This is a genomic window from Streptomyces glaucescens (assembly GCF_002154375.1).
GTDB classification, from domain to species: domain Bacteria; phylum Actinomycetota; class Actinomycetes; order Streptomycetales; family Streptomycetaceae; genus Streptomyces; species Streptomyces glaucescens.
The window spans coordinates 1-24,353 of sequence record NZ_MUND01000296.1 but is presented as its reverse complement, the minus strand read 5'-3'; the positions used below and the strand labels follow the sequence as shown (position 1 = coordinate 24,353).

At 72.6% G+C, this 24,353-nt stretch carries 19 protein-coding genes and 1 pseudogene; 11 read left to right on the top strand and 9 right to left on the bottom strand.

What is annotated here, in order from left to right:
- Positions 1–492: 492 nt before the first annotated feature.
- Positions 493–852 carry a hypothetical protein gene (locus tag CCN42_RS20105; RefSeq protein ID WP_086737552.1) on the bottom strand — a complete coding sequence of 120 codons (360 nt, stop codon included), beginning with the start codon at positions 850–852 and terminating at the stop codon, positions 493–495.
- 408 nt (positions 853–1,260) lie between these two features.
- On the opposite strand from CCN42_RS20105, the gene CCN42_RS20100 reads away from it, so the two are divergent.
- On the top strand, positions 1,261–2,946 hold the full coding sequence (locus tag CCN42_RS20100; protein WP_086737550.1) for a ribonuclease J: 1,686 nt from the start codon (positions 1,261–1,263) through the stop codon (positions 2,944–2,946).
- Between the two features lie 756 nt (positions 2,947–3,702).
- Here the strand turns inward: CCN42_RS20100 and CCN42_RS20090 are convergent.
- Complete coding sequence (locus CCN42_RS20090; protein WP_086737548.1) at positions 3,703–4,569, bottom strand: YihY/virulence factor BrkB family protein; 867 nt, start codon at positions 4,567–4,569, stop codon at positions 3,703–3,705.
- A gap of 179 nt (positions 4,570–4,748) precedes the next feature.
- Positions 4,749–4,922 (bottom strand): CsbD family protein, encoded by a 174-nt coding sequence (locus tag CCN42_RS20085; RefSeq protein ID WP_086737546.1) that lies wholly within the window; start codon positions 4,920–4,922, stop codon positions 4,749–4,751.
- 136 nt (positions 4,923–5,058) lie between these two features.
- On the opposite strand from CCN42_RS20085, the gene CCN42_RS20080 reads away from it, so the two are divergent.
- The 4 genes from CCN42_RS20080 (at position 5,059) to CCN42_RS20065 (ending at position 8,863) form a co-directional block, all read left to right on the top strand.
- Positions 5,059–5,229: a hydrophobic protein gene (locus CCN42_RS20080; protein WP_086737569.1), complete on the top strand. Its 171-nt coding sequence runs from the start codon at positions 5,059–5,061 to the stop codon at positions 5,227–5,229.
- Positions 5,230–6,050: 821 nt separating this feature from the next.
- The gene (pcaDC, locus tag CCN42_RS20075; RefSeq protein ID WP_086170865.1) at positions 6,051–7,358 is read left to right on the top strand and encodes a bifunctional 3-oxoadipate enol-lactonase/4-carboxymuconolactone decarboxylase PcaDC; all 1,308 of its coding nucleotides are present in this window, start codon (positions 6,051–6,053) and stop codon (positions 7,356–7,358) included.
- A gap of 39 nt (positions 7,359–7,397) precedes the next feature.
- On the top strand, positions 7,398–8,033 hold the full coding sequence (locus tag CCN42_RS20070) for an MBL fold metallo-hydrolase (protein ID WP_086737567.1): 636 nt from the start codon (positions 7,398–7,400) through the stop codon (positions 8,031–8,033).
- Positions 8,034–8,083: 50 nt separating this feature from the next.
- Entirely contained in the window at positions 8,084–8,863 is a 780-nt protein-coding gene (locus CCN42_RS20065; protein ID WP_086170866.1) for an exodeoxyribonuclease III, read from the top strand.
- Positions 8,864–8,889: 26 nt separating this feature from the next.
- Here CCN42_RS20065 and CCN42_RS20060 read toward each other — a convergent pair whose 3' ends face one another.
- A complete protein-coding gene (locus CCN42_RS20060; RefSeq protein ID WP_086737544.1) occupies positions 8,890–10,740 on the bottom strand; it encodes an SGNH/GDSL hydrolase family protein in 1,851 nt (616 codons plus the stop codon).
- A gap of 139 nt (positions 10,741–10,879) precedes the next feature.
- Between CCN42_RS20060 and CCN42_RS20055 the strand changes: the two genes are divergently transcribed.
- Positions 10,880–11,287 carry a DUF6278 family protein gene (locus CCN42_RS20055; protein WP_086737542.1) on the top strand — a complete coding sequence of 136 codons (408 nt, stop codon included), beginning with the start codon at positions 10,880–10,882 and terminating at the stop codon, positions 11,285–11,287.
- Between the two features lie 565 nt (positions 11,288–11,852).
- Here the strand turns inward: CCN42_RS20055 and CCN42_RS20050 are convergent.
- Together CCN42_RS20050 and CCN42_RS20045 are read right to left on the bottom strand one after the other, a co-directional pair.
- Positions 11,853–13,421, bottom strand: a complete 1,569-nt coding sequence (locus CCN42_RS20050) for a CocE/NonD family hydrolase (protein WP_086737541.1) — start codon at positions 13,419–13,421, stop codon at positions 11,853–11,855.
- 95 nt (positions 13,422–13,516) lie between these two features.
- On the bottom strand, positions 13,517–14,266 hold the full coding sequence (locus CCN42_RS20045) for a hypothetical protein (protein ID WP_086737539.1): 750 nt from the start codon (positions 14,264–14,266) through the stop codon (positions 13,517–13,519).
- An 82-nt stretch (positions 14,267–14,348) separates the two neighbouring features.
- Here CCN42_RS20045 and ggt point away from each other — a divergent pair, with 82 nt between their 5' ends.
- Complete coding sequence (gene ggt / locus CCN42_RS20040; protein ID WP_086737537.1) at positions 14,349–16,172, top strand: gamma-glutamyltransferase; 1,824 nt, start codon at positions 14,349–14,351, stop codon at positions 16,170–16,172.
- A 200-nt stretch (positions 16,173–16,372) separates the two neighbouring features.
- On the opposite strand, the gene CCN42_RS20035 is transcribed toward ggt, so the two are convergent.
- The 3 genes from CCN42_RS20035 to CCN42_RS20025 are packed head-to-tail and all read right to left on the bottom strand — an operon-like array spanning position 16,373 to position 19,202.
- Positions 16,373–17,065, bottom strand: a complete 693-nt coding sequence (locus tag CCN42_RS20035) for a response regulator (protein ID WP_086737535.1) — start codon at positions 17,063–17,065, stop codon at positions 16,373–16,375.
- Positions 17,066–17,069: 4 nt separating this feature from the next.
- The gene (locus CCN42_RS20030) at positions 17,070–18,287 is read right to left on the bottom strand and encodes a sensor histidine kinase (RefSeq protein ID WP_086737533.1); all 1,218 of its coding nucleotides are present in this window, start codon (positions 18,285–18,287) and stop codon (positions 17,070–17,072) included.
- 15 nt (positions 18,288–18,302) lie between these two features.
- On the bottom strand, positions 18,303–19,202 hold the full coding sequence (locus tag CCN42_RS20025; protein ID WP_086737531.1) for a CPBP family intramembrane glutamic endopeptidase: 900 nt from the start codon (positions 19,200–19,202) through the stop codon (positions 18,303–18,305).
- A 264-nt stretch (positions 19,203–19,466) separates the two neighbouring features.
- Here CCN42_RS20025 and CCN42_RS20020 point away from each other — a divergent pair.
- The 4 genes and pseudogenes from CCN42_RS20020 to CCN42_RS20005 form a co-directional block, all read left to right on the top strand.
- Positions 19,467–19,835 (top strand): annotated as a pseudogene (locus CCN42_RS20020) (winged helix-turn-helix transcriptional regulator); the annotation flags it as partial.
- Positions 19,836–20,178: 343 nt separating this feature from the next.
- The gene (locus CCN42_RS20015) at positions 20,179–21,648 is read left to right on the top strand and encodes a hypothetical protein (RefSeq protein ID WP_086737565.1); all 1,470 of its coding nucleotides are present in this window, start codon (positions 20,179–20,181) and stop codon (positions 21,646–21,648) included.
- A 112-nt stretch (positions 21,649–21,760) separates the two neighbouring features.
- Positions 21,761–23,041: an AAA family ATPase gene (locus tag CCN42_RS20010; RefSeq protein ID WP_086737529.1), complete on the top strand. Its 1,281-nt coding sequence runs from the start codon at positions 21,761–21,763 to the stop codon at positions 23,039–23,041.
- The coding region (locus tag CCN42_RS20005) for a vWA domain-containing protein (RefSeq protein WP_422641178.1) at positions 23,038–24,353 on the top strand (1,316 nt) is incomplete at its 3' end. The genes CCN42_RS20010 and CCN42_RS20005, both read left to right, overlap by 4 nt.

The window sequence follows — 24,353 nt, the reverse complement described above, 5'->3', positions numbered from 1 at the left end:
GGCCCGCATCCCTCGGGGTGCGGGCCCCAGCTACATGCGTTTCCCACAGTGGGTTCACCTGTGGATGACAACCAGGAAATCCGTGGGCTCACCCCACACGGACCGTCCTTCAGGGGTACAGGCGCATCCTTTCAGCGCTATATCGCAGTGGACACTCCGAATGGTGAGTCCACATTGCGCCACTCATTTCAGCGCCTGAGCCTGCACGGCTTTTCCGTCAGTCAGATTCGCTGTCGCGTTCCACGGCCCATTCCTGGGATTCTCCCTGCCGCTCGTTGTTGCGGGTCCGGGACAGCTCCGGGTACACGGACCGTGTCAGCCTGCGCGACATCGCCGGCGACGAGGGACCCTTCGCATCCCCGCTGCACGCACGATGGCCGAGACCGGGAACGTGATGCGCCGCCGACTGCCGGGACCCGGCCCGCTGCCCGACTGGCCTGACCGAGAACGGCGTGTGCCGTGGCGCTCTCGGCGCGGTGGCCGGTCAACGGGTCAGTGGTCGGAATAGCTGAAGTCACCTACGGTCCAGGCACTGACGGCCTCGATCGCGACGCGATACATCCCGCCCGTCTCCGGAATCCCCACGGGGCCCTGGAGGATCCGGGCGACATGGAAGTGCAGATGCGTGGGCGGCCCGTCCTTCTTCTCGGGGGTGTCGAAGGCAGGGGAGAACTCGCCCAGGTGGGCGGAGTCCGTCAGTACCTCCGACACCCTCTGCCGCCACACGGCTTCAGGAGCCAGGCGTCCGGTGATGACAGCACCATCGGTGACCACGGTCAGGGACATCTGATTGCTCTGCCCGGATTCCACAAGGGCTGCGATGTCAACGATCAGCTCGTCAGGCTTAGGCATGAGAGCGCATCCTATCCACCGGCCCGGCCGGGCGGCTCGGGTGGGTGGCCAGGGCGGCGGCACTGGCGGACAGGGCGGGCGCCTACAGCGCCGCCGATGCCGCGCTGAAGGGCTCGCGTGCGCATGCGCGGCGCCCGCGAACCGGGACGTGCACGGCCTGCCTCGATGGTGAGCGGGTGGGCCGCCAGTCCCAGTGCGCAGGTGGCCCCCGCCCTGTCGCAGGGCGTGCGCCTGCTCACTGGGCGTACGGTACTGCGGAAGGCGGTACCGCCTTCACCGGCCCCCGTCCCGGCCACCGGCGTGATCCGAACGATCCTGGGTACCCGTCGTAGTGCCCCCGACCCTGTCGGGAGAAGAGATCACACAGACAATGGATCATCCCCCCCACCCTCCGGGTAACGTCAAGGTATGAGTCATCCGCACCCCGAACTGAATGCCGCTCCGCCCCTTCCCGAAGGAGGGCTGCGGGTCATCGGCCTGGGCGGCCTGGGTGAGATCGGCCGCAACATGACCGTCTTCGAGTACGCCGGCAAGCTGCTTGTCGTCGACTGCGGCGTGCTGTTCCCCGAGGAGACCCAGCCCGGCGTGGACGTGATCCTGCCGGACTTCACCTCGATCCGGGACCGGCTGGACGACATCGTGGCCGTGGTGCTGACCCACGGGCACGAGGACCACATCGGCGGTGTGCCCTATCTGCTGCGCGAGCGGTCCGACATTCCCCTCGTCGGCTCGAAGCTGACGCTGGCGTTCCTCGAGGCCAAGCTCAAGGAGCATGGCATCCGGCCGCGCACGGTGCGGGTGCGGGAGGGCGACCGGCGCGGGTTCGGGCCCTTCGACTGTGAGTTCGTGGCGGTCAACCACTCCATCCCGGACAGCCTCGCGGTCGCGATCCGCACCGGCGCCGGGATGGTGCTGCACACGGGCGACTTCAAGATGGACCAGTTCCCTCTCGACGACCGCATCACCGACCTGCGCGCCTTCGCCCGCCTTGGTGAGGAGGGGGTGGACCTGTTCCTGACCGACTCGACCAACGCCGAGGTACCCGGCTTCACCACGTCCGAGCGTGAGCTAAATCCGGCGATCGAGCAGGTGATGCGCACCGCGCCGCGCCGGGTCATCGTCTCCAGCTTCGCCAGTCATGTGCACCGCATCCAGCAGGTCCTGGACGCCGCCCATCAGCACGGCCGCAAGGTCGCCTTCGTCGGCCGGTCGATGGTCCGCAACATGGGCATCGCCCGTGACCTGGGCTATCTGAAGGTCCCCTCCGGCCTGGTGGTGAGCACGAAGGAGCTGGAGAAGCTCCCGGACCACAAGGTCACTCTGGTGTGCACCGGCTCCCAGGGCGAACCGATGGCCGCACTGTCGCGTATGGCCAACCGCGACCACATGATCCGCATCGGCAAGGGCGACACCGTCCTGCTCGCCAGCTCCCTCATCCCCGGCAACGAGAACGCCATCTACCGGGTGATCAACGGACTCACCCGGTGGGGTGCCCACGTGGTCCACAAGGGCAACGCCAAGGTACACGTGTCCGGGCACGCCAGCGCCGGCGAACTCGTCTACTGCTACAACATCGTCAAACCCCGCAACGTCATGCCCGTCCACGGCGAATGGCGCCACCTGCGGGCCAACGGCGACCTCGCCATCCGTACCGGCGTCGACCCCGACCGGGTCGTCATCGCGGAGGACGGTGTCGTCGTCGATCTCGTCGACGGGCGCGCGTCCATCACCGGCAAGGTCCCCGCCGGCAACGTCTACGTGGACGGCATGGAGGTCGGTGGCGCCACCGAAGCGTCCCTCAAGGACCGCCTCACCCTCGCCGCCGAAGGTGTGGTCACGGTCGTGGCGATCGTCGACGCGGACACCGGCGCCCTTGCCGAGGCCCCCGACTTCCTCGCCCGGGGCTTCGTCCACGACGACACCACCTTCGAGCCGGTCGTCCCCGTCATCGAGAAGACCCTGGCCACCGCGGCGGAGGAAGGCGTCGGGGACGCGCATCAACTGGAACAGCTCATCGCCCGCGCCGTGGCGAACTGGGCGTTCCGCACCTATCGCCGCAAGCCCCTCATCATCCCGGTCATCATCGACGCCTGAGCCACAGTCCGGCAGCAGAACCGATCTCATCGGCCGACATCCGTGACATCGAGAGACGCGTGCTCCCCGCCCAGGACGTAGGCCGTCTTCGTCCTCACGGCCACAGCCTCCTCGCTCGCCGTACGTCGCCGCGCTCGCCGGCGACGTACGGCTGTGTGCGGGCCGGACCCGGACGCCCGCTACCGCCGGCGCCCGCTGTCACCCGGCGACCGAGCGCCCGGCACGGAACGCGACACCGGGTGCACGAGCGACGACATCACTGCCCCCGGAAGCGTCCGGCCGAGGGCCGGCCGGAGCGAGGTGTCGGAGCAGTCCACGCGTTACGACCCGGGAGCGGTCCGCCCCGTCTGTGACGGAGCAGAGGCGTCGGCGAGGTCGGCGCCGGTGTCGGCGTCCCGCCGGGAGTGACCGACGCCGTACCGGTCCAGACACATGACGGTCGCGTCGTCCTGCAGGTGACCGTGGTGGACGTCGACGGCCGCCGCGACGAGGCTGCGGGCGGCCTCACGGGGATGCAGGGCGCGGGTACGGACGATCAGGTCCGACAGATCGACGCGAGGGCACGCTCAGCACAGTCTGACGGCCGTCGGCCCAGGCACCCGGACGTCGCCCGCCTGTGACTCGCCAAGCGGCGCGGAGGCCGGGCTCCGTGCCTCACGTCGCGGGGTCCTGCCGGTCGGGGCGGGCCCGTACCGGCGGGCCGGCGCTGGTGCGGCGGCGTGCTCGCTCCCGCGATCCGGGCGCGTGCGTGCCGTCTCATTCCTCTTGCCCGGGTGCTCCTTGCCCAGGCTTCATCAGCTCTGCGTTGAACTGAGCGCCGATCAGAAGCGCCAGGTTGGACAGCCAGAGCCACACCAGGAAGACCACGACGCCTGCCAGTGAGCCGTACAGGCGGTGATAGGTGCCGACCTGGGAGGTGTAGACGGCGAAGCCGAGCGACGCGGCCAACAGGAGCGCCACCGCGAGTGTGCCGCCGGGCGCCATCTTCCCGACAGGGCGGGAGGACGCCGGGCCCGAACGGTACAGGACGAGCACCAGCGTGACGGCGACCACCGTCACGACCGGCCACCGCAGTGTGTCCCAGGCGTCCTGCGGCCCGGTACCCAGCTGCAGGGCCCGGCCCAGACGCCGGGCCAGGCTCCCGGTGAGAAACAAGGCGAGGGTCGACGTGAGAAGCAGGAAGATCAGGACGAGAGCCGTGATGATGATGCGCGGAGCGGTGCGCAAGACGGGCCGGTGCGCGCTGACTTGATGCATGGCGTGCAACGCCCGGCGGAAGACGCTCAGATAGCTGCATCCCGACCACAGGGCTCCCGCCCCTCCGAAAAAGATCAGCGTCCATGCCGCCGAGGACTGTCCGGCCATCTGCCGCAGGGTGCTGCGCAGCAGCGCGCGGGACGCTTCCGGGGCGGCTCGCGATATGCGGTCGATGAGCTCCGGCTGGGCCGTGGGCATGGTCAGACCCAGGATCGAGACGATCACCAGCAGCAGGGGAAACAGGGCCAGGACCGCGTAATAGGTCAGCGCGGCGGCCCAGTCCGTGACGTCATCGTTCCAGACGGCCACCGGCGTCCGGCGCAGCGCCGCCCACCATCGGGACCCGTGACCGTTTCCGTCATCCATGACGGGGATGCTCTCACCTTCGGTCAATGGACGTATGAACGGTACGCGTTCCGGGCCACCGTCCCGGTCGGCGGACGGTCCCAGCGGGCCCGGGCTTCCGCCCTCCGCCCACCGGAAAGGGGCCCTCCCGCAATGACGCGGCGCAGGCCCCTTTTCGGATCAGCGGTTGGGACGCGTGGTCAGTGCTTGAACACGTCCTTGACCTTTTCCTTTGCCTCGCGGGCATCTCCCGTGCTCTTTTCCGCCTGTCCCTCAGCGGCCATTCGGTCGTTGCCGGTAGCGCTTCCCAGAGCTTCCTTCGCCTTGCCCTTGGCCTGCTCGGCCTTCGCCTTGGCCTTCTCGTCGGCAGCCATGGAAGAGCACCTCCTCTAGGTTTTTCCGCTGTTGCGGTAACCCGCTCGTGCCCCGGTGTCTCCTTCACAAACAAAGCGTCGTGGATGAATGAAGGAAGATATGCGGGACAAGCGAGTGTGCAGGAGGTTGGTAAACATGGTTCCCCTGCTGCTTGTTCTGCTTCTTGCGCTGATCCTCTTCGGCGCCGGTTTCGCCGTCGAGATCCTTTGGTGGGTCGCTGTCGCCGTCCTGGTGCTGTGGCTTCTCGGCTTCGTCATGCGGTCCACCACAGCCGGTGGTGGCCGAGGACGCTGGTACCGATGGTGATCTGACCCGCGCATACCCCTCATCACGGGGCCCGGCCGATATGTCGGCCGGGCCCCGCGCGCGTGCCGGACGTGCCGGCCTCACCGGGGCAGTGCGTGCGGCGGCGGCCGGAACAGCACCCGCGGGTGCGCCACGGCTCTGCCGCGGACAGGCGGAGGTTCGTGTTGCCGCCGTGGTCTCCCCGCCGGGGAGATCCTGGGTACCGAGTCGTTTCCGGCAACGGCGGCCGGCTGCAGTCGCCTGCTCGTCTGGGCCTGACGCTGGGGACGGTGCGCCGGGCTGGTGTGGAGGGCACCGGCACGTTCGGAGCGGGCCTGTCCCGTTATCCGCCGGCTCGGCACGTCGAGGTGTACGAGGCGAACCGGCCCGACCGTTCGGCCCGCCGTCTGCTCGGGAAACCGGACCCGTGTGACGCACAGGCTGCCGCGCGGGCCGTGCTCAGCGGTCACGCCAGGGCGCGGGCCAGATCAGGCGACGGTCCGGTGCGAAGCGCCCGGATGTTCAAGCTCGCCAAGGACTCCGCGGTGCTGTGCGAAGTCAGTCCCGTCGAGTACTCGTCGGGCCGGCCGAGCTCGCGCCGACTCAGTCATGGCGGCGACCGGCAGGCCGACGCAACTGCGCACCGCAAGGTCTTCACCCGGCTGCGCCACGACCCGCGCCCCCAGGCGTACTGCGAACGCCGCACCAGGAGGGCAGGACTCGGCGCGAGATCGTCCGATGCTTCGATCGGCATGCCGCCCGAGAGGTCTCCAACCTGGTCAATAGGGTACCCAGCGTCCCCCGCTACAGGGGCGTCCGTGATACGTGAGAGGGTCTGGGGCGTGAGTGAGACACCGACGAACACCCTGCAATACCGCTTCGACGGGAGAGAAGACGCCCCGGTCCTGATCCTGGGTCCCTCACTGGGCACCACCTGGCACATGTGGGACCGGCAGGTCCCGGAGCTGACCAAGCAGTGGCGCGTCTTCCGGTTCGACCTGCCGGGCCACGGCGGAGCCCCCGCCCACCCCGCCGGCTCCGTCAGCGAACTCACCACCAGACTGCTCGCCACCCTCGACAGCCTCGGCGTCCAGCGCTTCGGCTACGCGGGATGCGCGCTCGGCGGCGCCATCGGCGTGGAGCTGGCCCTGCGCCACCCGGAGCGCCTGGCGTCCCTGGTGCTGATCGCGGCCTCCCCGCGGTTCGGCACGGCGGACGAGTTCCGCCAGCGCGGGGTGATCGTCCGGACGAACGGCCTGGACCCGATCGCCCGCACCTCGCCCGACCGCTGGTTCACCACCGGCTTCGCCGCCGCCCAGCCCGCGATCACCGACTGGGCGGTGCAGATGGTGCGCACCACCGACCCCGGCTGCTACATCGCCGCCTGCGAGGCGCTGGCCACCTTCGACGTGCGGCCCGAGCTGGGCCGGGTGGGCGTGCCGACCCTGGTGCTGGTGGGCTCGGAGGACCAGGTCACCGGCCCCGCCGAGGCCCGCACCCTGGTCGCCGGGATCCCCGACGCCCGGCTCGCGGTCGTCCCGGGCGCCTCCCACCTGGTGCCGGTGGAGCAGCCCGCCGCGGTCACGGACCTGCTGGTGACCCACTTCTCCACGGCCTGGCAGCCGCTCGTCGACCCGGGCACCGGCCAGATCGCCATCGCGGCGACGCCGGTCAAGCCGGTCCTCGCCGCCGTGCCCCCGCAGACCGCGCCGACCGCGCCCATCGCCGAGATCGCCCCGCCCGCCGCCCAGCCGCAGGCCGTGGGCCGGCCGGACCCGTACGACGCCGGGATCAAGGTGCGCCGTGAGGTCCTCGGCGACGCGCACGTCGACCAGGCGCTGGCGCAGGCGGACGAGTTCTCCGGCGACTTCCAGGAGTTCGTCACCCGCTACGCCTGGGGCGAGATCTGGGACCGCCCCGGCCTGGACCGGCGCACCCGCAGCTGCATCACCCTCACCGCCCTGGTCGCCGGCGGGCACCTGGAGGAGCTGGCCTTCCACACGCGCGCCGCGCTGCGCAACGGCCTGACCCCGGCCGAGATCAAGGAGGTGCTGCTGCACGCCGCCGTCTACTGCGGCGTACCGGCGGCGAACAGCGCCTTCAAGGTGGCGCAGGAGGTCATCCGGCAGGAGACCACCCCCCAGGAGTGAGCACCCGTTCCCGTCGGGCGGCAGGATGGCTCCATGAAGCTGAAGCTCACGAAGAAGTCGCACGCCTGCGTCCGTCTGGAGAAGGACGGGCGCACGCTCGTCCTCGACCCCGGCGGGTTCACCGAGGCGGACGCCACCGTCGGCGCGGACGCGATCCTCGTCACGCACGAGCACCCCGACCACTTCGACGAGGGCCGGCTGCGGGCCGGCCTGGAGGCCAGTCCGGCCGCCGAGATCTGGACCCTGAAGTCGGTCGCGGAGCGGATCTCGGCGGCGTTCCCCGGGCGGGTGCACACCGTCGGCCACGGCGACACCTTCACGGCCGCGGGCTTCGACGTGCAGGTGCACGGTGAGCTGCACGCGGTGATCCACCCGGACATCCCGCGCATCACCAACGTCGGCTATCTGATCGACGGCGGGAAGGTCTTTCACCCCGGCGACGCCCTCACCGTCCCCGACCACCCGGTGGAGACGCTGCTGCTGCCGGTGATGGCCCCGTGGAGCAAGATCTCCGAGGTCATCGACTACGTCCGCGAGGTCCGGCCGAGGCGCGCCTACGACATCCACGACGCGCTCCTCACCGACCTCGCCCGCCCGATCTACGACCGTCAGATCGGCGCCCTGGGCGGCTCGGAGCACCTGCGGCTGACGCCGGGCGAGTCCGCCGACGTGTGAGGCAGCCCGGGCGGGCCGCGTTGTCAGTGGCGCCGGGTAGGTTGTGAGGCATGCGCATCGCGACCTGGAACGTGAACTCGATCACCGCCCGCCTGCCGAGGCTGCTGGCCTGGCTGGAGAGCAGCGGCACCGACGTGCTCTGCCTCCAGGAGGCCAAGGTCGCCGAGGAGCAGTTCCCGTTCGACCAGCTGCGCGACCTCGGCTACGAGGCGGCGGTGCACGCCACGGGCCGCTGGAACGGCGTGGCGGTGCTCTCCCGCGTCGGCATCGAGGACGTGGTCAAGGGCCTGCCCGGCGACCCCGGCTTCGACGGCGCGGTGGAGCCCCGCGCCATCTCCGCGACCTGCGGCCCGGTCCGCGTCTGGTCGGTGTACGTGCCGAACGGCCGCGAGGTGGAGCACCCGCACTACGCGTACAAGCTCCAGTGGTTCGAGGCCCTGCGGGCCGCCGTCGCGGGGGACGCCGCAGGCAGCCGCCCCTTCGCCGTCATGGGCGACTACAACGTGGCCCCGACCGACGACGACGTCTTCGACCCGGCCGCCTTCGAGGGCTCCACGCACGTCACCCCGGCCGAGCGCGCCGCCCTCGCCGCCCTGCGCGAGGCGGGCCTGAACGACGTGGTGCCGCGCCCCCTGAAGTACGACCACCCGTTCACCTACTGGGACTACCGCCAGCTCTGCTTCCCCAAGAACCGCGGCATGCGTATCGACCTGGTCTACGGCAACCAGCCGTTCGCCGGGGCCGTCAAGGACGCCTACGTCGACCGTGAGGAGCGCAAGGGCAAGGGCGCCTCGGACCACGCGCCGGTCGTCGTCGACCTGGACGTGTAGGACGCCGGGTCACCGCGGCCGCACGGTCACAGCAGCCGCAGGTCCACCGACTCGGCCATGGCCGAGAGCCCGGCGTCGCCCGGGTGCAGATGGTCCCCGCTGTCGTAGGCGGGGAGCATCCGGGACGGATGCGCCGGGTCCCGGATCACCGCGTCGAAGTCGAGCACCCCGTCGAACACCCCGGCGCGGCGGATCCAGTCGTTGACCGCCACCCGCTCGGCGTCGACGGCGGGCGTGCAGTGGACCTCGCCCCCGCAGGGCAGGATCGTCGCCGCCAGCACGCGCAGCCCGCGCGCGTGCGCCCGCTCGGCGATCTTCCGCAGCCCGGCGGTCACCGCGCCCGCGGTGGCGCCCGTGCGCAGGTCGTTGACGCCCTCGAGGACGATCAGCGTGCGGGCCGAGGTCTGGGCGAACACGTCCCGGTCGAGCCGGTGCAGGGCGCTCACCCCGCCGGAGTCGGTGGAGATCCCGTCGCCCGGGTAGCGGTCGGTGACCACGCGGTTCGCCGAGATGCCCTGGTTGAGCACCCCGTAGCGCGGCACCCCCGTGCGGGCCGCCAGCCGCCGGGCCAGCACGTCCGGCCAGCGTCGGTTGGCGTCCACTGTCGAGCGGGCCCCGTCGGTGATCGAGTCACCGAGCGCCACCACCGATCCCGGTCCGCCGCCCACGTCCACCCCGGTCAGCAGCGGCCAGCTGGTGAGGACCGTGGTGTACGCGGTCGCCGCCCTGTCGGCCGTGTGGTCGCCGGGCTCGCTGACGTACGACCGCTGCAGCGCGAGCCGGTGCACGGGGGCCGCCGGGACCGTGCCGGGAAGGTGGAAGCTGACCAGGAGATCGCTGTCCGGCGGCACCTCGAAGCCGACGGGGTCGCTGTAGGCCTGCGCGCCCGCGGCGATCTGCGTGCCCGCCGCGCCGCCGAACGTCACCCGCGCCGGTGTGCCGAGTGCCGCGGCGCCCTTCGCCCGCAGCGCGACCGTGACGCTGCCGATCCGCACCGGCGTGGCGGCGAAGGTGTTGTCGAACCGCAGCCGCACCCGGGGGCCGCCAGCCGAGGTGTGCACCACCAGGCGCAGCGTGCGGTCGGTCCACGGGCCGACGCTCAGGTACCCGGAGGTCGCCGCCGCCCAGCTGCCGGTCCAGCCCGCCGTGCGCGCCCGCACCGACACCGCGAACACATGCAGTCCGGCCGCGCGCGGCAGCCGTACCGAGGTGACCGGGCGGCCCGGCTCGACGGGCACGGTGACGACGTACAGCCGGGCTCGTTCGGCGAGCGGGCCGCCGGGGGTGTTGATGTGCGGCAGGGCCACCGCCTTGGTGGCGAGCGGTCCCCGGCGCCAGTCGGGGGCGGTCAGCACGTACGGGGAGGCGGAGCCGTCGGCGTAGCCGACCGTGCCGGAGCCGGTGACGTCCTGGCCCGCGGTGCCCGCGACCAGGAAGGCGAGGGCGTCGCCGCGGCCGCTCACCCGTACCGTCTGCCCGTCGGCGACGACGTTGTCCGGCTCGCCCGCGGCCCGCTTCGGCCAGGTGAGCCGGGCGCCCTGCACGGTGAGGACGCGGCCGGGGGTCCAGCCGGCCGCGGCGAGGTCCCGCGCGGACAGGGAGGCGCCGGTGCCGTCGAAGTCCGCCTCGGCGGGGCGGGCGTCGTCGCTGACGGCGGTGTTGTCGAACAGCTGGGTGAGTGGCCGGGGCTCGGCCGGCCGCCCGATGCCGGTCCGGGCGGCGGCGTCCGTCTGGAGCACGGGTTCGGCCGGTCGCTCGATGCCGGTCCGGGCGGCGGCGCCCGTCGGGAGCACGGACGCGACCAGGAGCAGGACGACGGCGACCCCTCGCACGCCTCGACGCACCAACCGGACCTCCCGACACAGCGACACGAGCATCGCTCTGTGAAGCTAGAGAGGGCTCCGCGCGTCGTCAACGAACGGGGCGCGAACACGGCGTGAAACCGCCCGGACGCGTGGCCGGGACCGTCCGCGTGCCCTGTGGTGCGTACGCCGGTACGAATGTCAGGCTGGAAGTATGAACATCCCTTTTCTGGGCGGCCGGCGCAGCACGCGGGAGGCTGTCGACCCCGCGGGCATCGCGGAACTCCTGGCCGAATGCGAGCTGCTGCGGTCCCAGGCGGGCCAGGCGGGGGTCCGGCTGGACGACACGGCGGCCTCGCTGGAGGCGCTGGACCAGCTGCCGCCGCGCTGGCGGGACGACGCGGAGACGCTGCTCCGGCTGGGCAACGACGCGGGGCTGTACCTGGGCACCGTGGTGGTGCGGACCGTGCCCGGCGCCGCCTGGGGGATCCGCTCGGACGGCCAGCCGGTCATCCTGCTGCCCTCGGGGCGCGAGGCCGACGTGGTGGCCGCCGGTCAGGAGTGGGCGGCCTCCGGGGTGCCGGAACTCTCCCAGCTGTACGCGGAGATCGCGGGGGCGTGAGGCGGAGATCCGGGGCGGGGATGCCAGGCGGAGGCCCGAGACCGAGGCCTGGGACGGAGGCCTGAATCGGGCGCCCGCACCGGAGGGTTGGTGTAAATAAGGCTAATGCTCGAAAGGTGCGTGTCGCGTCTTCGCCGCGTCCCGGGGTGGATAGCTTGCGGCAACCACGACACAGCCGAAAGTGGGTAGCGCTGAGCATGGTCGTCGATCCGTTGATCGAGCCGGGAGACGTCAGCAAGGACAACGGGGAGCCGCACGTCTCCCTTGCCGGCGAGTCCTTCACCGCGCCCCGCGGCGAGCGCGCCCGCGTTCTCTGCGCCAGGGTCCCCCACCGCTGAGCAGGGAGCACGCGCCCGTGGTCCCTGCCACCCGTGCGCCCGGCACCCGGTGGACACCCCGTCGGTCCGGGCGCATCCACCGGGTGGCCATGACCGGTCCTTCAGATCTCGACTACGATGTGCCGTTCATCCCCGTGGCGAGGATGGTCTCGCCGATCTGCGTCGGGATGCGCGGACCGTAGGGGGCAGCAGTACCCGGAGCCGAGCCGTCCGGCCGCGGCCGCCGATCACTGCTCGCGCAGCGGAATCGACACGTATGACGGGTCGTTCGCGGGCGAGGAGAAGGTCAGCCGTGCGCCGGACGGGTTGTGCTCGATGTAGAGCGGGTCGACCGTGTCGACGACCAGGGCGAGCCGATGCCCTGCCGGGACGTCGTAGGCCGTGGAGAACAGCTCCAGGTCGACACCGAACGGCTTTCCGGGCGTCCGCCCGTGGAAGGTGTACGGCGCGTTGCTGACCAGCTTGCCGAGGCCGAGCGGGCCCACGTCGTACAGGTACGCGACGAGGGTTCCGCTCTCCTTGGTCGGGGTGAGCGTGGTGTGCAGCCGCGCGGTGCCGCGCACCCGTTGGGCGGTGGGGTACTTCCCGGACTGCCAGACGGCGGCCCAACGGCGGGGGAGCAGGGGGATCGAGGCGACCGGGGGGAGCCGGGCGATCTGGTCCAGCACACTGGACAGCAGGACGATCCCGCCGTCCGCCCCGGAGTTGACGTTCGCGGCGATGGTGGTGGTGCCGCCGAGGGCGATCTTCCGCTCGGTCGCGGCGACCGACTTCCAGTCCGGGTAGCCCTCGTAGCCCCCTCCGGAACGGGACCTGAGCCGCACCGGCTGCTCGCGGTCGACGCCGTTGTCCTCGCCCTTGAGGTGGTGGTCGAACCAGCGCCCGGTGTCGGTCCACACGTCGTTGGGCAGTCCGAGCAGGCCGGTCGCCTCTGCGGTCGCGTGGTCGCCGGGCCGCAGCTGGAGTCTCTTCGGGCCGGTCAGCTTCTCGTAGAAGTCCGCGTACTGGTTCGGCGGGAAGACGGTGTCGCCCCAGGCGTTGGCGAGCATGACCGCCGTGCCGTGGTCGTTGATCCGGTCGACGTACGAGGCGGGGGAGCGCTTCTTCCCCCAGGCGAGCATCTCGTCCTCCTTGTCCAGGTCGGAGGCGAAGAAGTGGCGGAGGACCTCCTGGAGTTCGGCGCTCGGCCGGCCGGTGACGCCGCCCGCGCCCTGGAGCAGGGCGGCGGCCTGGGCGTGCTGGGTGCGGCCGGAGTAGATGGAGTCGATCAGGTCGGCCCAGCCGCTGAGCGCGGCGACCGCCTTGACCCGCTCGTCGTGCGCGGCGGTCAGCAGGCTGATGCCGGCGCCGTAGGAGACGCCCGCCATGCCGACCTTGCCCGGGTCGGCCGGGGTGTGGGCCAAGGCCCAGTCGATGACGCGGGACGCGTCCGCTATGTCAGGTGGGCCGGCGACTTCGATATGGCCGCCGGACTGCCAGAACCCGCGCACGTTGTAGGTGACGACCACATAGCCGGAGTCGGCGAGCCTCTGCGCCTGCGCCAGGTACTCGATCTGCGGCGTGGCCCAGCTCGTGGGCAGCACGATCAGCGGGTGGCGCCGCGGGCCGTCGGCGCCCGAGGGGGTGACGACGTTCGCCTTGAGCGTCGTACCGCCGTCACCGGCGATGTCGACGAACCCTACGCTCGGCGGCGCGGCATGGGCCGCGGGGGCGGTGGTGAGGGTGCCCGCGGCGACCAGGGCCGCGGAGATGGCGCCCACGGCGGTCGTGCGCAGGGCCTTGCGATGAGGTCTCACGGGTCACTCCTCACTCGTGTCAACAAAAGTGACCCGACGGTAACCTCGGGGCCTCACCGGCAAGAACCCGTCGGTAAGTTACGTGAAAGTAACAATCATTGAAGGGCAGACGGCCGCGGTGCCGTCGGCAGCGGCGCCCGCGCCGCCCGGGTCACGTCCGCCACCAGCTCCACCACGTCCGGCCCGTACGCCTGCGAGTTGACCACCTTCAGCAGCAGCACGAAGGAACCCGTGCGGTACTTGCGGGACAAGCGCTCGTGGTTGCGGGCGAGGTAGCGGGTGGCGGCCTGGTTGGTGATGGCGGTCTGGCCGCAGAAGAGGAACACCGGCCGGTCGCCGTGGCTGTGGTCCACGGTGAGCCGGGAGAGCAGCACGTACTCGGTCCGGCCCAGGTCCAGGCGGTGGCGCTCGGAGCCGATCTGGAAGGCGCCGCGCTCCGGGCCCGGTTCGGCGTCGGTGTTCACCCGCACGCCGGGCAGCAGCGACGACAGGTGCGCGGCCATCCGACGGTTGGAGGCCGGGCCGCCCACGCAGAACTCGGTGCGCTCCCCGAAGCCCTGACGGGCCGTGTCGTGCGGCAGCACCTGCGCGTGCGCCCGGCAGTCCTTGATCAGCGCGGCGAGTTCCAGCAGCGCGAACACGTCATGGCGCATCACCGCCATTTCGGGCCCGGCGGCGTTCCGGTTGACCACCAGCAGGGCCTCCGAGGCGTCCGGCAGCCCGAAGAACGCCTGCTTGCGGCGGAGCCGGCGCTTCCAGAGGTACGTACGGGTGAACCAGCCCAGCGCGGCGCTGATGCCGGTCGCCAGTACACCGAGGACGATGTTGCGCACGTCGTCGTTCATGGCCGGGCATCGTAGCCGGGTGCTCCTGACGTGCCCATGGTCATGGACTACGCTGCCCGAACGGCCTTTCTCTGGAGGTGGGATGCGTCGTCCTGTCGCACGAAAGCTGTCCGTCCTCGCGGTCTCGGCCGCGGTGGTGTCGGTGGGGGCCGCAGCGCCACCCGCCGCCCCGCCCACCCCGCCCGGGAAGGTCCCGGTCGCCGCCGGCTGGGGCGGCGCCGTCGCCAGCGTCGACCCGGACGCCTCCGCCGCCGGCATCGAGGTGCTGCGGAACGGCGGCAACGCGGTGGACGCGGCCGTCGCCACCGCCGCCGCCCTCGGCGTCACCGAGCCCTACTCCGCGGGCATCGGCGGAGGCGGCTACTTCGTCTACTACGACGCCCGCTCCCGCACTGTGCACACCGTCGACGGCCGCGAGACCGCCCCGCTCACCGCCGACTCCGGCCTCTTCCTGGAGAACGGCAAGCCGATCCCCTTCGCCGAGGCCGTCAGCAGCGGCCTCGCCGTCGGCACCCCCGGCACACCCGCCACCTGGCGCACCGCCCTCGACAAGTGGGGCAGCAAGCGGCTCGGCGCCCTGCTGAAGCCCGCCGTACGGCTGGCCCGCGACGGCTTCACCGTCGACCCCACCTTCCGCGCCCAGACCGCCGCCAACGAGACCCGGTTCCGCCACTTCCCCGACACCGCCGAGCTGTTCCTGCCGGACGGGAAGCTGCCGGTCGTCGGCTCCACCTTCAAGAACCCCGATCTGGCCCGCACCTACGAGGAACTGGCCCGCAAGGGCGTCGGCGCGCTCTACCGGGGCGACCTCGCCGAGGACATCGCCGACACGGTGAACAAGCCGCCCGTGGACCCGGCCTCGGGCTGGAACGCCCGTCCCGGCGACCTGTCCGAGAAGGACCTGGCCGCCTACCGCGTCAGGCTCCAGGCGCCCAGCCGGACCTCGTACCGCGGACTCGACGTCTACTCCATGGCACCCTCCTCCTCCGGCGGCACCACGGTCGGCGAAGCCCTCAACATCCTGGAACGCACCGACCTGTCGAAGGCGAGCCAGGCGCGGTACCTGCACCGCTACATCGAGGCCAGCCGGATCGCCTTCGCCGACCGCGGGCGCTGGGTCGGTGACCCCGCCTTCGAGGACGTACCGACGAAGGAACTGCTGTCGCAGCGGTACGCCGACAGCCGGGCCTGCCTCATCAAGGACGACGCGGTGCTCACCAGCCCGCTCGCCCCCGGCGACCCGCGCCGGCCGGCGGCCTGCGGAACCGGGGGCACGGCGGTGCCCACGACGTACGAGGGCGAGGACACCACCCATCTGACGGTCGCCGACAAGTGGGGCAACGTCGTCGCCTACACCCTCACCATCGAGCAGACCGGCGGCAGCGGCATCACCGTGCCGGGCCGCGGCTTCCTGCTCAACAACGAGCTGACCGACTTCTCCTTCGCCCCCGCCGACCCGGCCGTGCACGACCCCAACCTGCCCGGACCGGGCAAGCGGCCCCGGTCCTCCATGTCGCCGACGATCGTGCTGGACCGGCACGACCGGCCGGTGGTGGCGCTCGGCTCGCCCGGCGGCTCCACCATCATCACCACCGTGCTGCAGACCCTGACCGGGTTCCTCGACCGCGGCCTGCCGCTCGTCGACGCCATCGCCGCACCGCGCGCCAGCCAGCGCAACGCCGCCCAGACCGAACTCGAACCCGGCCTGTACGACAGCGCACTGCGGGCCGAGCTGGAGGGCATCGGGCACTCCTTCCGCCTCAACCCCGAGATCGGCGCGGCCACCGGCGTCCAGCGGCTGCCCGGCGGCAAGTGGCTGGCGGCGGCCGAGACGGTACGGCGGGGCGGCGGCTCGGCGATGGTCGTCCGGCCCGCCTTCCAGCCGGAGGCGATGTCCCCTCGATAACGCTGAAGGACCGTGCCGGCGTCGTGAGGCTCTCCTGTGGCCCCGCCGGGCACGTTCCGGCGGGGCTCCCGCGTAGGTGAGGCGGTGGACAGGGGCACAGCCGGCCCTGACCTGGCTCGGCACCGCACTCGGTGACGCCCGGTCAGGAGCCGGCGTGCGTCGTACCCACCCCGGTGTCCAGGTCGATGGCCGGGTGGGTTTCAGCCGGTGGAGGACACCAGCCCGACCCGGTAGGCGAGGACGACGGCCTGGACTCGGTCGCGCAGGCCGAGTTTGGCCAGGATCCTCGACACATAGGTCTTGACCGTCTCGGGGGTGATGAAGAGCTCCGCGGCGATCTCCGCGTTCGACAGCCCCTCAGCGATCTGCCGGAGCACCTCCAGCTCGCGCGGGGTCAGTGCCCGTACCACGTCCTCCCTGGCCGGCCGGGAAGTATCGGCCGGGCGCAGGTGTTCGGCGAAGTGGCCGATGAGGCGGCGGGTGACGGTGGGGGCAAGCAGGGCCTCGCCCCTGGCGACCGTCCGAATGCCGTTGACCAGCTCCCCCGGGGGCGCGTCCTTGAGGAGGAAGCCGCTGGCCCCGGCACGCAGCGCGTCGTAGACGTAGGCGTCGACGTTGAAGGTGGTGACGACCAGCACCTTCGGCGGTGCCTCGGCGCCGGGACCGGCCAGTTGCCGGGTCGCCTCAATGCCGCCGAGCAGGGGCATCCGAATGTCCATCACCACCACGTCGGGACGCAGGCGCCCTGCGGCCTGGACCGCCTCGTGCCCGTTCTCGGCCTCTCCGACGACCTCCATGTCGGGCTGGGCGGAGAAGATGGTGACGTAGCCGGTGCGCACCAGTGCCTGGTCGTCGCAGACGAGCACACGGATCGGTGGCGGCGCATCGCTCACGGGATCACTCCGACGCGGGCTTGGACGGAATTGTGGCGTGGACCTCGAACCCGCCCTCGGGCCGGGGTCCGGCCTCCAGTTCACCATCGACCATCCGCGCCCGTGCACGCAGCCCCGCCAGTCCACGCCCGCCCGCAGGGTCCGGCTTCCGCACGGCAGGTGCGGCCGCCGGGGAGGCGGTGGGCCCGTCGGTGGTCACCTTGATCTCGAGGCGCTCCTCGCCGTGCCGGACCAGGACCCGTGTCGTCTGCCCGGCGGCGTACTTCATCGCATTGGTGAGCGCCTCTTGCACCACCCGGTACGCGGCCAGCTCCACCTCCACGGACTGCGCTCGCCGCTCGCCCTGCTCGCTGAACTCGACCGGCTGCCCCGACCTGCGGGCCTGTTCGACCAGGTCCCCGAGCCGTCCCAGGGTGGGTGCCCGGTCCGCGGACGCTGACTCGCCGGTCGCCTCCAGCACGCCGAGCAGGTATCGCAGCTCTGTCAGCGCCCGACGGCCGGTGTCGCTGACGGCCGAGAGTCCCTCGCCGGCCTTGTCCGGTGCGGAGGTGAGCAGGAACTGTGCCGCGTCCGCCTGGACCACCATGGCCGTCACATGATGGGTGACCACGTCGTGCAGCTCGGCGGCGATTCGTGCCCGCTCCGCGGCCGTGGCCACTTCGGCGGCCAGCCGCCGCCGCTGCGCCTCTCCCGCCCGCCGTGTGCGCACCGTGCTGCCCACCATCCAGAACGCGGCCAGGGTCAGATAGAACGCGAGATAGTCCGCGATGTCCTGCGGTGAGCCGAGCCGGTCCAGGACGAGGGCCAGCACGGCATAGCCCGCACTCACCACGCCCGCCAGACCATGGCGGAAGCGGACCTGGTGGGCCCCGGCCGAGTACAGGGCCAGATACAGCCCCAGACTCCCGAACGTCGTCGCGAAGCCCAGCGCCTGGTGCGCGGCGAACGCGCCCGCGACGACAGCCAGACAGCCCGCAGGCCACCGCCGGCGGGCCGCCAGCGGCAGCGTCTGGGCCAGGACCAGCCCGACGCTCAGCGCGCTCGCCGGCCGCTCGGGCAGATCCCCGATCTGCGATCCGATGTTGGACAGCGTGGGCACGAAGGCCAACGGGGCCAGCACCAGGGCGAGAACGCCGTCCTTGAGGAAGGCGTCCCGCTGCTCCCACCAGTCGAGCGGCGCCCGGAGCAGCGCACGGCTCCAGGGCGCCTGAGGTGACGTCATCACCGTTTCCTCCGGTCAGCCGGCCTGAGTGTGTCGTGCGGACCGACGGGGCAGCAGACGGCCGCCGCGGCGGGCGAGGACGAACATGCGGACGGCGAGCAGCACACCGATGACGACGGGCACCAACGCCGCCTCCAGGCCGAAACCACCGCCGGTCAGCACAGCGGGGCCATGCACGTCGACGGTGAACAGGCCCTCGGAGGTGTGCCCGGAGACCGGGATGCCGAGCAGCTGCTCGGTGGTGTTCCAGGCGAAGTGCAGACCCACGACGAACCAGATGTTACGCCGCCACAGGAACGCGGCGCCGAGCATCACGCCCGCCTCCGAAGCGATCGCCAGCGCACTCCACGCACTGGCCTGCGGAGTTCCCAGATGGGCGATGCCGAAGAACAGTCCGGTGAGCACGATGGCGGCCCTACTGCCCCACAGCTGCTCCAGAGCCTGCAGCGCGAGACCGCGGAACAACAACTCCTCGGTGACCGCGGTGCCGATCTGCACCATGACCGCGGACCAGACGACCGCCATGAAGCCATGGCCCGCCCAGGAGAACGAGTAGCTCCCGAACGCCGTGATCAGCAAGACGGACACCAGCACGAAGCCCAGGCCGACCGCGCCGCCCAGCAGCGCCTCCCGGCCGGCTCCCCGCCGGGCGATCTCGGGCGTCGGGCGTCGCGCGACACGGCGCATGACCAGCCAGTACACGGCCACCGCGGCCACCGCGCCCAGCACCGGAACCGGACCAGGACCCGTGGCGGTCAGGCCCGAGACCAGGCCGACGCCGACCAGGCCCGTCAGCATCCAGCCGAGCGGAGAGCGGACGATCCGGCCGAGGCGACCACCGCGAGCGTCCTGACCGTCGGGGCCCGTGTCCGGGCCGGGGCCTCCGGCGTGCCGTGCGGTGGACTTTGTACTCATCGTGGCCTCCCCTTGTCTCGGTCGCACAGGCTGCGGCCTGACAACCACGCTAGGAATCCGGCGCCGTCCGCGAATCACCCGCACAAGGACAGCTCCTGTAGCTCTCGCGGGGGATGCGCCCCGACAAAGGATCAGGCACTCGTACGAGAGCCGGACACCATGACCGCCGCGGCGGCGAGGACGAGGTGGGAGTTCATGCCGAATCCCCGTGCCGGGCCCTGTCCTGGCCCACTCGGGCGGGCCAGGACGGGCACACGACCTCGACCCTGCGGACGCGAAGACCACCCCGACTGCGGCCTCCGCGACGTCCTGGACCGCATCGGCGACAAATGGTCGGTACTCGTGATCGTCGAACTAGCGAGCGGGCCACGTCGGTTCCGCGAGCCGCAGCGCGCCATCGACGGCATCTCCCAGCGCATGCTCACGCTCACCGTACGCAGGCTCGAACGCGACGGCCTCGTGCTGCGCACCGTCTACCCGACCGTCCCAGCCCAGGTCGACTACCGCCTGACCGAGACCGGGGCCGGCCTGACCCACCTGGTCAAGGCGCCTGCGGACTGGTCCCTTGCCCACCGTGCTGTCATCGCCGAGGCACGGCACGCATACGACCAGACACCCCCCGACATCCGCTGACGTGACCCGCATGGTCGGGCCGGTGGCCGTGCCCCGTGCGCCGGTTCACCGGCGGCTGCGACTGCCTCCCGGACTGCTGAAGTGGCAGCGGGCCATCGAGGGATGATCGCAGGAGTATCGGTCGGGGAGATGGAGAAGCAGCACGCGGATCGCATCGTACGTACCACGACACCATGATCTACCACCCGGGTGATGCGAAGACGGACCCTGGTCCGGGATGTCCCTCAGCGGGCGGGGGCGGGAAAAGGGACTGCCGGATCGTCACCGGAACGGTTAGGCTCACGGAGATGATCACCTACTCCTCGTGTGGATTGGGGGAATCGTTCGCTTCAGGTGAGTGCTGATGGCACCTCACATCGCGAACGACATTCCGCCCCGCCTGCTGATGTGGCAGCGCGTACGTGAGTACGCGGTGCCACCGTCCATGATCGAGACCGCGACCGCACGCCGTGCGGCCGGAGACTGGGCGGGGGCCTGCGCCGCCGCCCGGATCGACATCGATCTCGATCTGCGCGCCGTGCGCCACCGCCACGGCACCGACCTCGTCAGCCGCCTCCGCGCGGACCTGCGCCGGCTCGCGCCGGACCTGCTGCGCTGGCACATGCCCCGGATCGCCCCCGGCGGGCTGCTCCGGCCCGGCCTCACCCTCTCGCTCGCCCGATACGGCCCCCACGGCACCGCCCCGCTCGAACTGGTGGTGCGAACACCACCGGCCTGGGCGGACGCCGGACAGCGGATGTCCCTCACCCTGTGGGAGGGGTCCGCGAACCACACCCCACGGCACCACCCGCACCCGCATCCCGACCGGCGTTTCCGGCTCGACCTGCACCGGCACCTCTGGGACGCCACACGCAGCGGCGAACTGGCACGGCGCTGCGGCGCGCGGGAGACACCGAGTGCGGCGCCGTCCGGACCGCCCCCGGACCTCGGAGGGCCCGGCGCGTCCGAGGCCCCCTGGGCGGTGGAGCGCTGGGCCGCCGAGGCGGAACTGCTGCTGCGCGCCGAGGGGCGGGCCCGCGGGGCGTTCACCGTACGGCTCGGCGCCCGCAGCCGCGCCGGGCTCGAACTCGCCGCCCCCGACGACAGCCATGTCCCGGCCCTGCGGCCGCTGCGGGAGACGCTGCCGGCGCAGGAGGCCGCGGCGCTCCCGATGCTGCCGGAGGCGGCCGTCCGCGTCCTGCCGGATCTGGAACTGCTGCGGGCCGGGCTGGTCCCGGCAGGGCGGCTGCACCCGCTCGTCGCCGCGGCCCTGCCGGTGGCGCCCGGCTCCGCGCCCGAGGCCGCGCCGGCGGCCGGGACCGGCGACCCGCACCGGGTGCCGTGCCGGGGCGAGATCCACCGGATCGCCCTGCGGGACGGGGTGCTGACGGCCGTCGACCACGAACCGGCCCAACTGCGCCGGGAGGAACTGCTCGTGGCCCTCGGCGGCCCCGCACTGCCCTGCCTGCGGGCCATCGACCGGGTGCACCGCGAGCCCGAGGCCCTGCCCGCCGTCCGGGAACGGCTCCGCCACGGTGACGTCACCGGGGCGCTGGCCGTGGTCGAGGGCCTGCTCGGCCCCGCCGCGGTGCTGCGCGACGGACCGCTCCGGGACGAACTGGAGTCGGCCGCGGCACGCCGCGTCGACCACGGGCTCTTCCGCGCCGGACTGGTCGCCGTGCACCCCGCCGCCCGCACCGCCGAAGGCGGGACCGCGCAGGGCGGGGAGCACGCCGAGGCGGGCCACCGGCCCCGGTTGGACCGCCGAATGCCGCCCGCGATGCGCACCAAGCGCGCCGCACGGGGCCGGCCCCGCACCGGCCTGCCCCGCTGACGCCGCGAACTCCTCCACCCCGCGCCGTCGTTCGGCGCCGTACGCCCTGACGACCTCCGGGACAGCCCGTCCCGCTCTGTCCCGTTCCCTTCTCGCACCTCAGGTGATGCCCATGACCACCAGCACCCTGCTGCCCGCGTCCGTACCCACCGCCGCCGCCTCCCCGGCCGGCACCCAGCTCGCCCTCGCCGACGACCTCCTCGGCCTGCTGCGGACGACCACCACCGAGCCGCGCCCCGACGAACAGCTCGAAGCGCTCACCCTCGCCGTCGCCGCCGACCTGCCCGTACTGCTCTGGGGCGAGCCGGGCATCGGCAAGACCGCGGCCCTCACCCAGCTCGCCGCCTCCCTCGACCTGCCGCTGACCACCGTGATCGCCAGCGTCCACGAGCCGTCCGACTTCGCCGGGCTGCCCGTCGTCGGCGACGACCCGGAAGTGCGCGGAGTGCCGATGGCGCCGCCGCAGTGGGCCGTGGAACTGGTGCGCGCCGGGCGCGGACTGCTCTTCCTGGACGAGCTGTCCACCGCCACCCCGGCCGTCCAGGCCGCGCTCCTGCGGGTGGTCCTGGAACGGAGAGTCGGGGCGCTGCGACTGCCGGCCGGGGTGCGGATCGTGGCCGCCGCCAATCCGCGCGCCTCCGCGGCGGACGGATGGGAGCTGAGCCCGCCCCTGGCCAACCGTTTCGTCCATCTGTACTGGGTGCACGACCGGGACGTGGTGGTGCGCGGGCTGGGCGGGGTGTGGCCGCGCGCCACGCCGCCCCGGCTGGCGCCCGAGCGTCTGCCGGAGGCCGTGGCCTTCGCCCGGCGCGCGGTCTGCGGCTTCCTGGAGGTCCGGCCCACGCTCATCCACCGGCTGCCCAGCACCGAGACCCGGCGCGGCGGCGCCTGGCCCTCGCCCCGCAGCTGGGAGGCCGCGCTGACCCTGCTGGCCTTCGGCACGGCGGCCGCCGTCTCCCGCGAGGTGCTCGCGCTGCTGGTGCGGGGCGCGGTGGGCGACGGCCCCGGGCTCGAACTCCTCGCCCACCTGGACCGCATGGACCTGCCGGACCCGGAGTCGCTGCTCGCCGACCCGGCCGCCGCCGAACTCCCCGAGCGGGGCGACCTGCGGCAGGCGGCGCTGGAGGCGGTGATCGCCGCCGTCGGGGCCCGCCCGGAGCGGCAGCGGTGGGAGGCCGCCTGGGCGGTCCTGGTCCGGGCTCTGGAGACCGGCGCCCCTGACCTGCTGGTCGCCCCGGCCACCACCCTGGCCGCGCTGCGGCGCGACGACTGGGAGGTGCCCGAGGCGGTGGAACGGCTCACCGAGGTGATCGGCCTCGCCCGCCGCGCGGACCGGTCGGTGGAACGGGCCACGGCGCCCCGGCCCGGCCGGGCGACGGGGGCGGGCCGATGACGGGGGCCGCACGGGGCCCGGTGCCGTATCCGGTACCTTCGCCCGCGCCACCGCGCCGGGAGCCGACCGCACCACCGCGTCCGACACCCCGCCCCGTGTCCCCGCCCGCGCCGCCGCGCCCGGTGCGGGCAGCGCCGCCGGAGCCGCCGGTGGGATCCGGGGAACCGGCCGGGACTCCCGTCCTCCGGCTGGACCGGGAGAAACTGCTGGCCGCCCGGCTGCACGCGGTGAAGGTCCGCCCGTACCTGGCCGACGCGCTGTTCGCGCTGCACGTCGTGGAGGACCGGTCGGTGCCGACGATGGCGGTGGACGCGTACTGGCGCTGCTACGTCTCGCCCGCCTTCGTCGCCCGCACCCCCGTGGAGGAGCTGGCGGGCGTGTGGGTCCACGAGGTCTCCCACCTGCTGCGGGACCACCACGGGCGCGGCGAGCGCCATGCGCGGGAACACGACGAGCACGGGCCGGGCGAGCGGCTGCGGCGGAACATCGCCGCCGACTTCGAGATCAACGACGACATCTACGGCGAGGGACTGCCCCGGCCCGCCGGGGCGGTGCTGCCCTCGCTGCTGCGGCTGCCCGACGACCTGCTGATGGAGGAGTATCTGCGGATGGCGTCGATGTCCTCCCTCGCCGCGGAGCTGGCCTGGCTGGACTGCGGCAGCGGCGCCGACGGCCAGCAGCGGCCGTGGGAGCTGGGCGCCGACGGGGCCCACGGGCTGAGCAGGCAGCAGCGCGACGCGGTCCGCTTCCGGGTGGCGGAGGGCATCAAGGGCAGGCCCGGCGACGCACCGGAGGGATGGCGCCGCTGGGCCGAAGAGGCGTTCCATGCACCCCAGCCGTGGCGGCAGTTGCTGGGCGCGGCGGTCCGCTCGGCGGCGGGCGCCCCGGGAGCGGGGGAGAACCACAGCTACCGGCGCCCGTCCCGCCGCTCGGCGAGCGTCCCCGGGGTGGTGCTGCCGAGCCTGCGCCGTACGCCGCCCCGGGTCTGCGTGGTGATCGACACCTCCGGATCGGTGAGCGACGCCGAGCTGGGCGGCGCGCTGCTGGAGGTGGCCGCGATCTCCCGGGCGGTGGGCGGGCGGCGCGACCTGGTCTCGGTGATCTCCTGCGACGCGGCGGCCGGGATCGCCGTACCGATCTGCCGTGCCGAGAACATCGAGCTGGTCGGCGGCGGAGGCACGGACCTGCGCTCCGGATTCGCCCGGGCCCTGCGCTCCCGGCCCCGCCCGGACGTCGTCGTCGCCCTCACGGACGGCCAGACCCCGTGGCCTTCGGCCCAGCCGCCGTGCCGCACCGTCGTCGGACTCTTCCC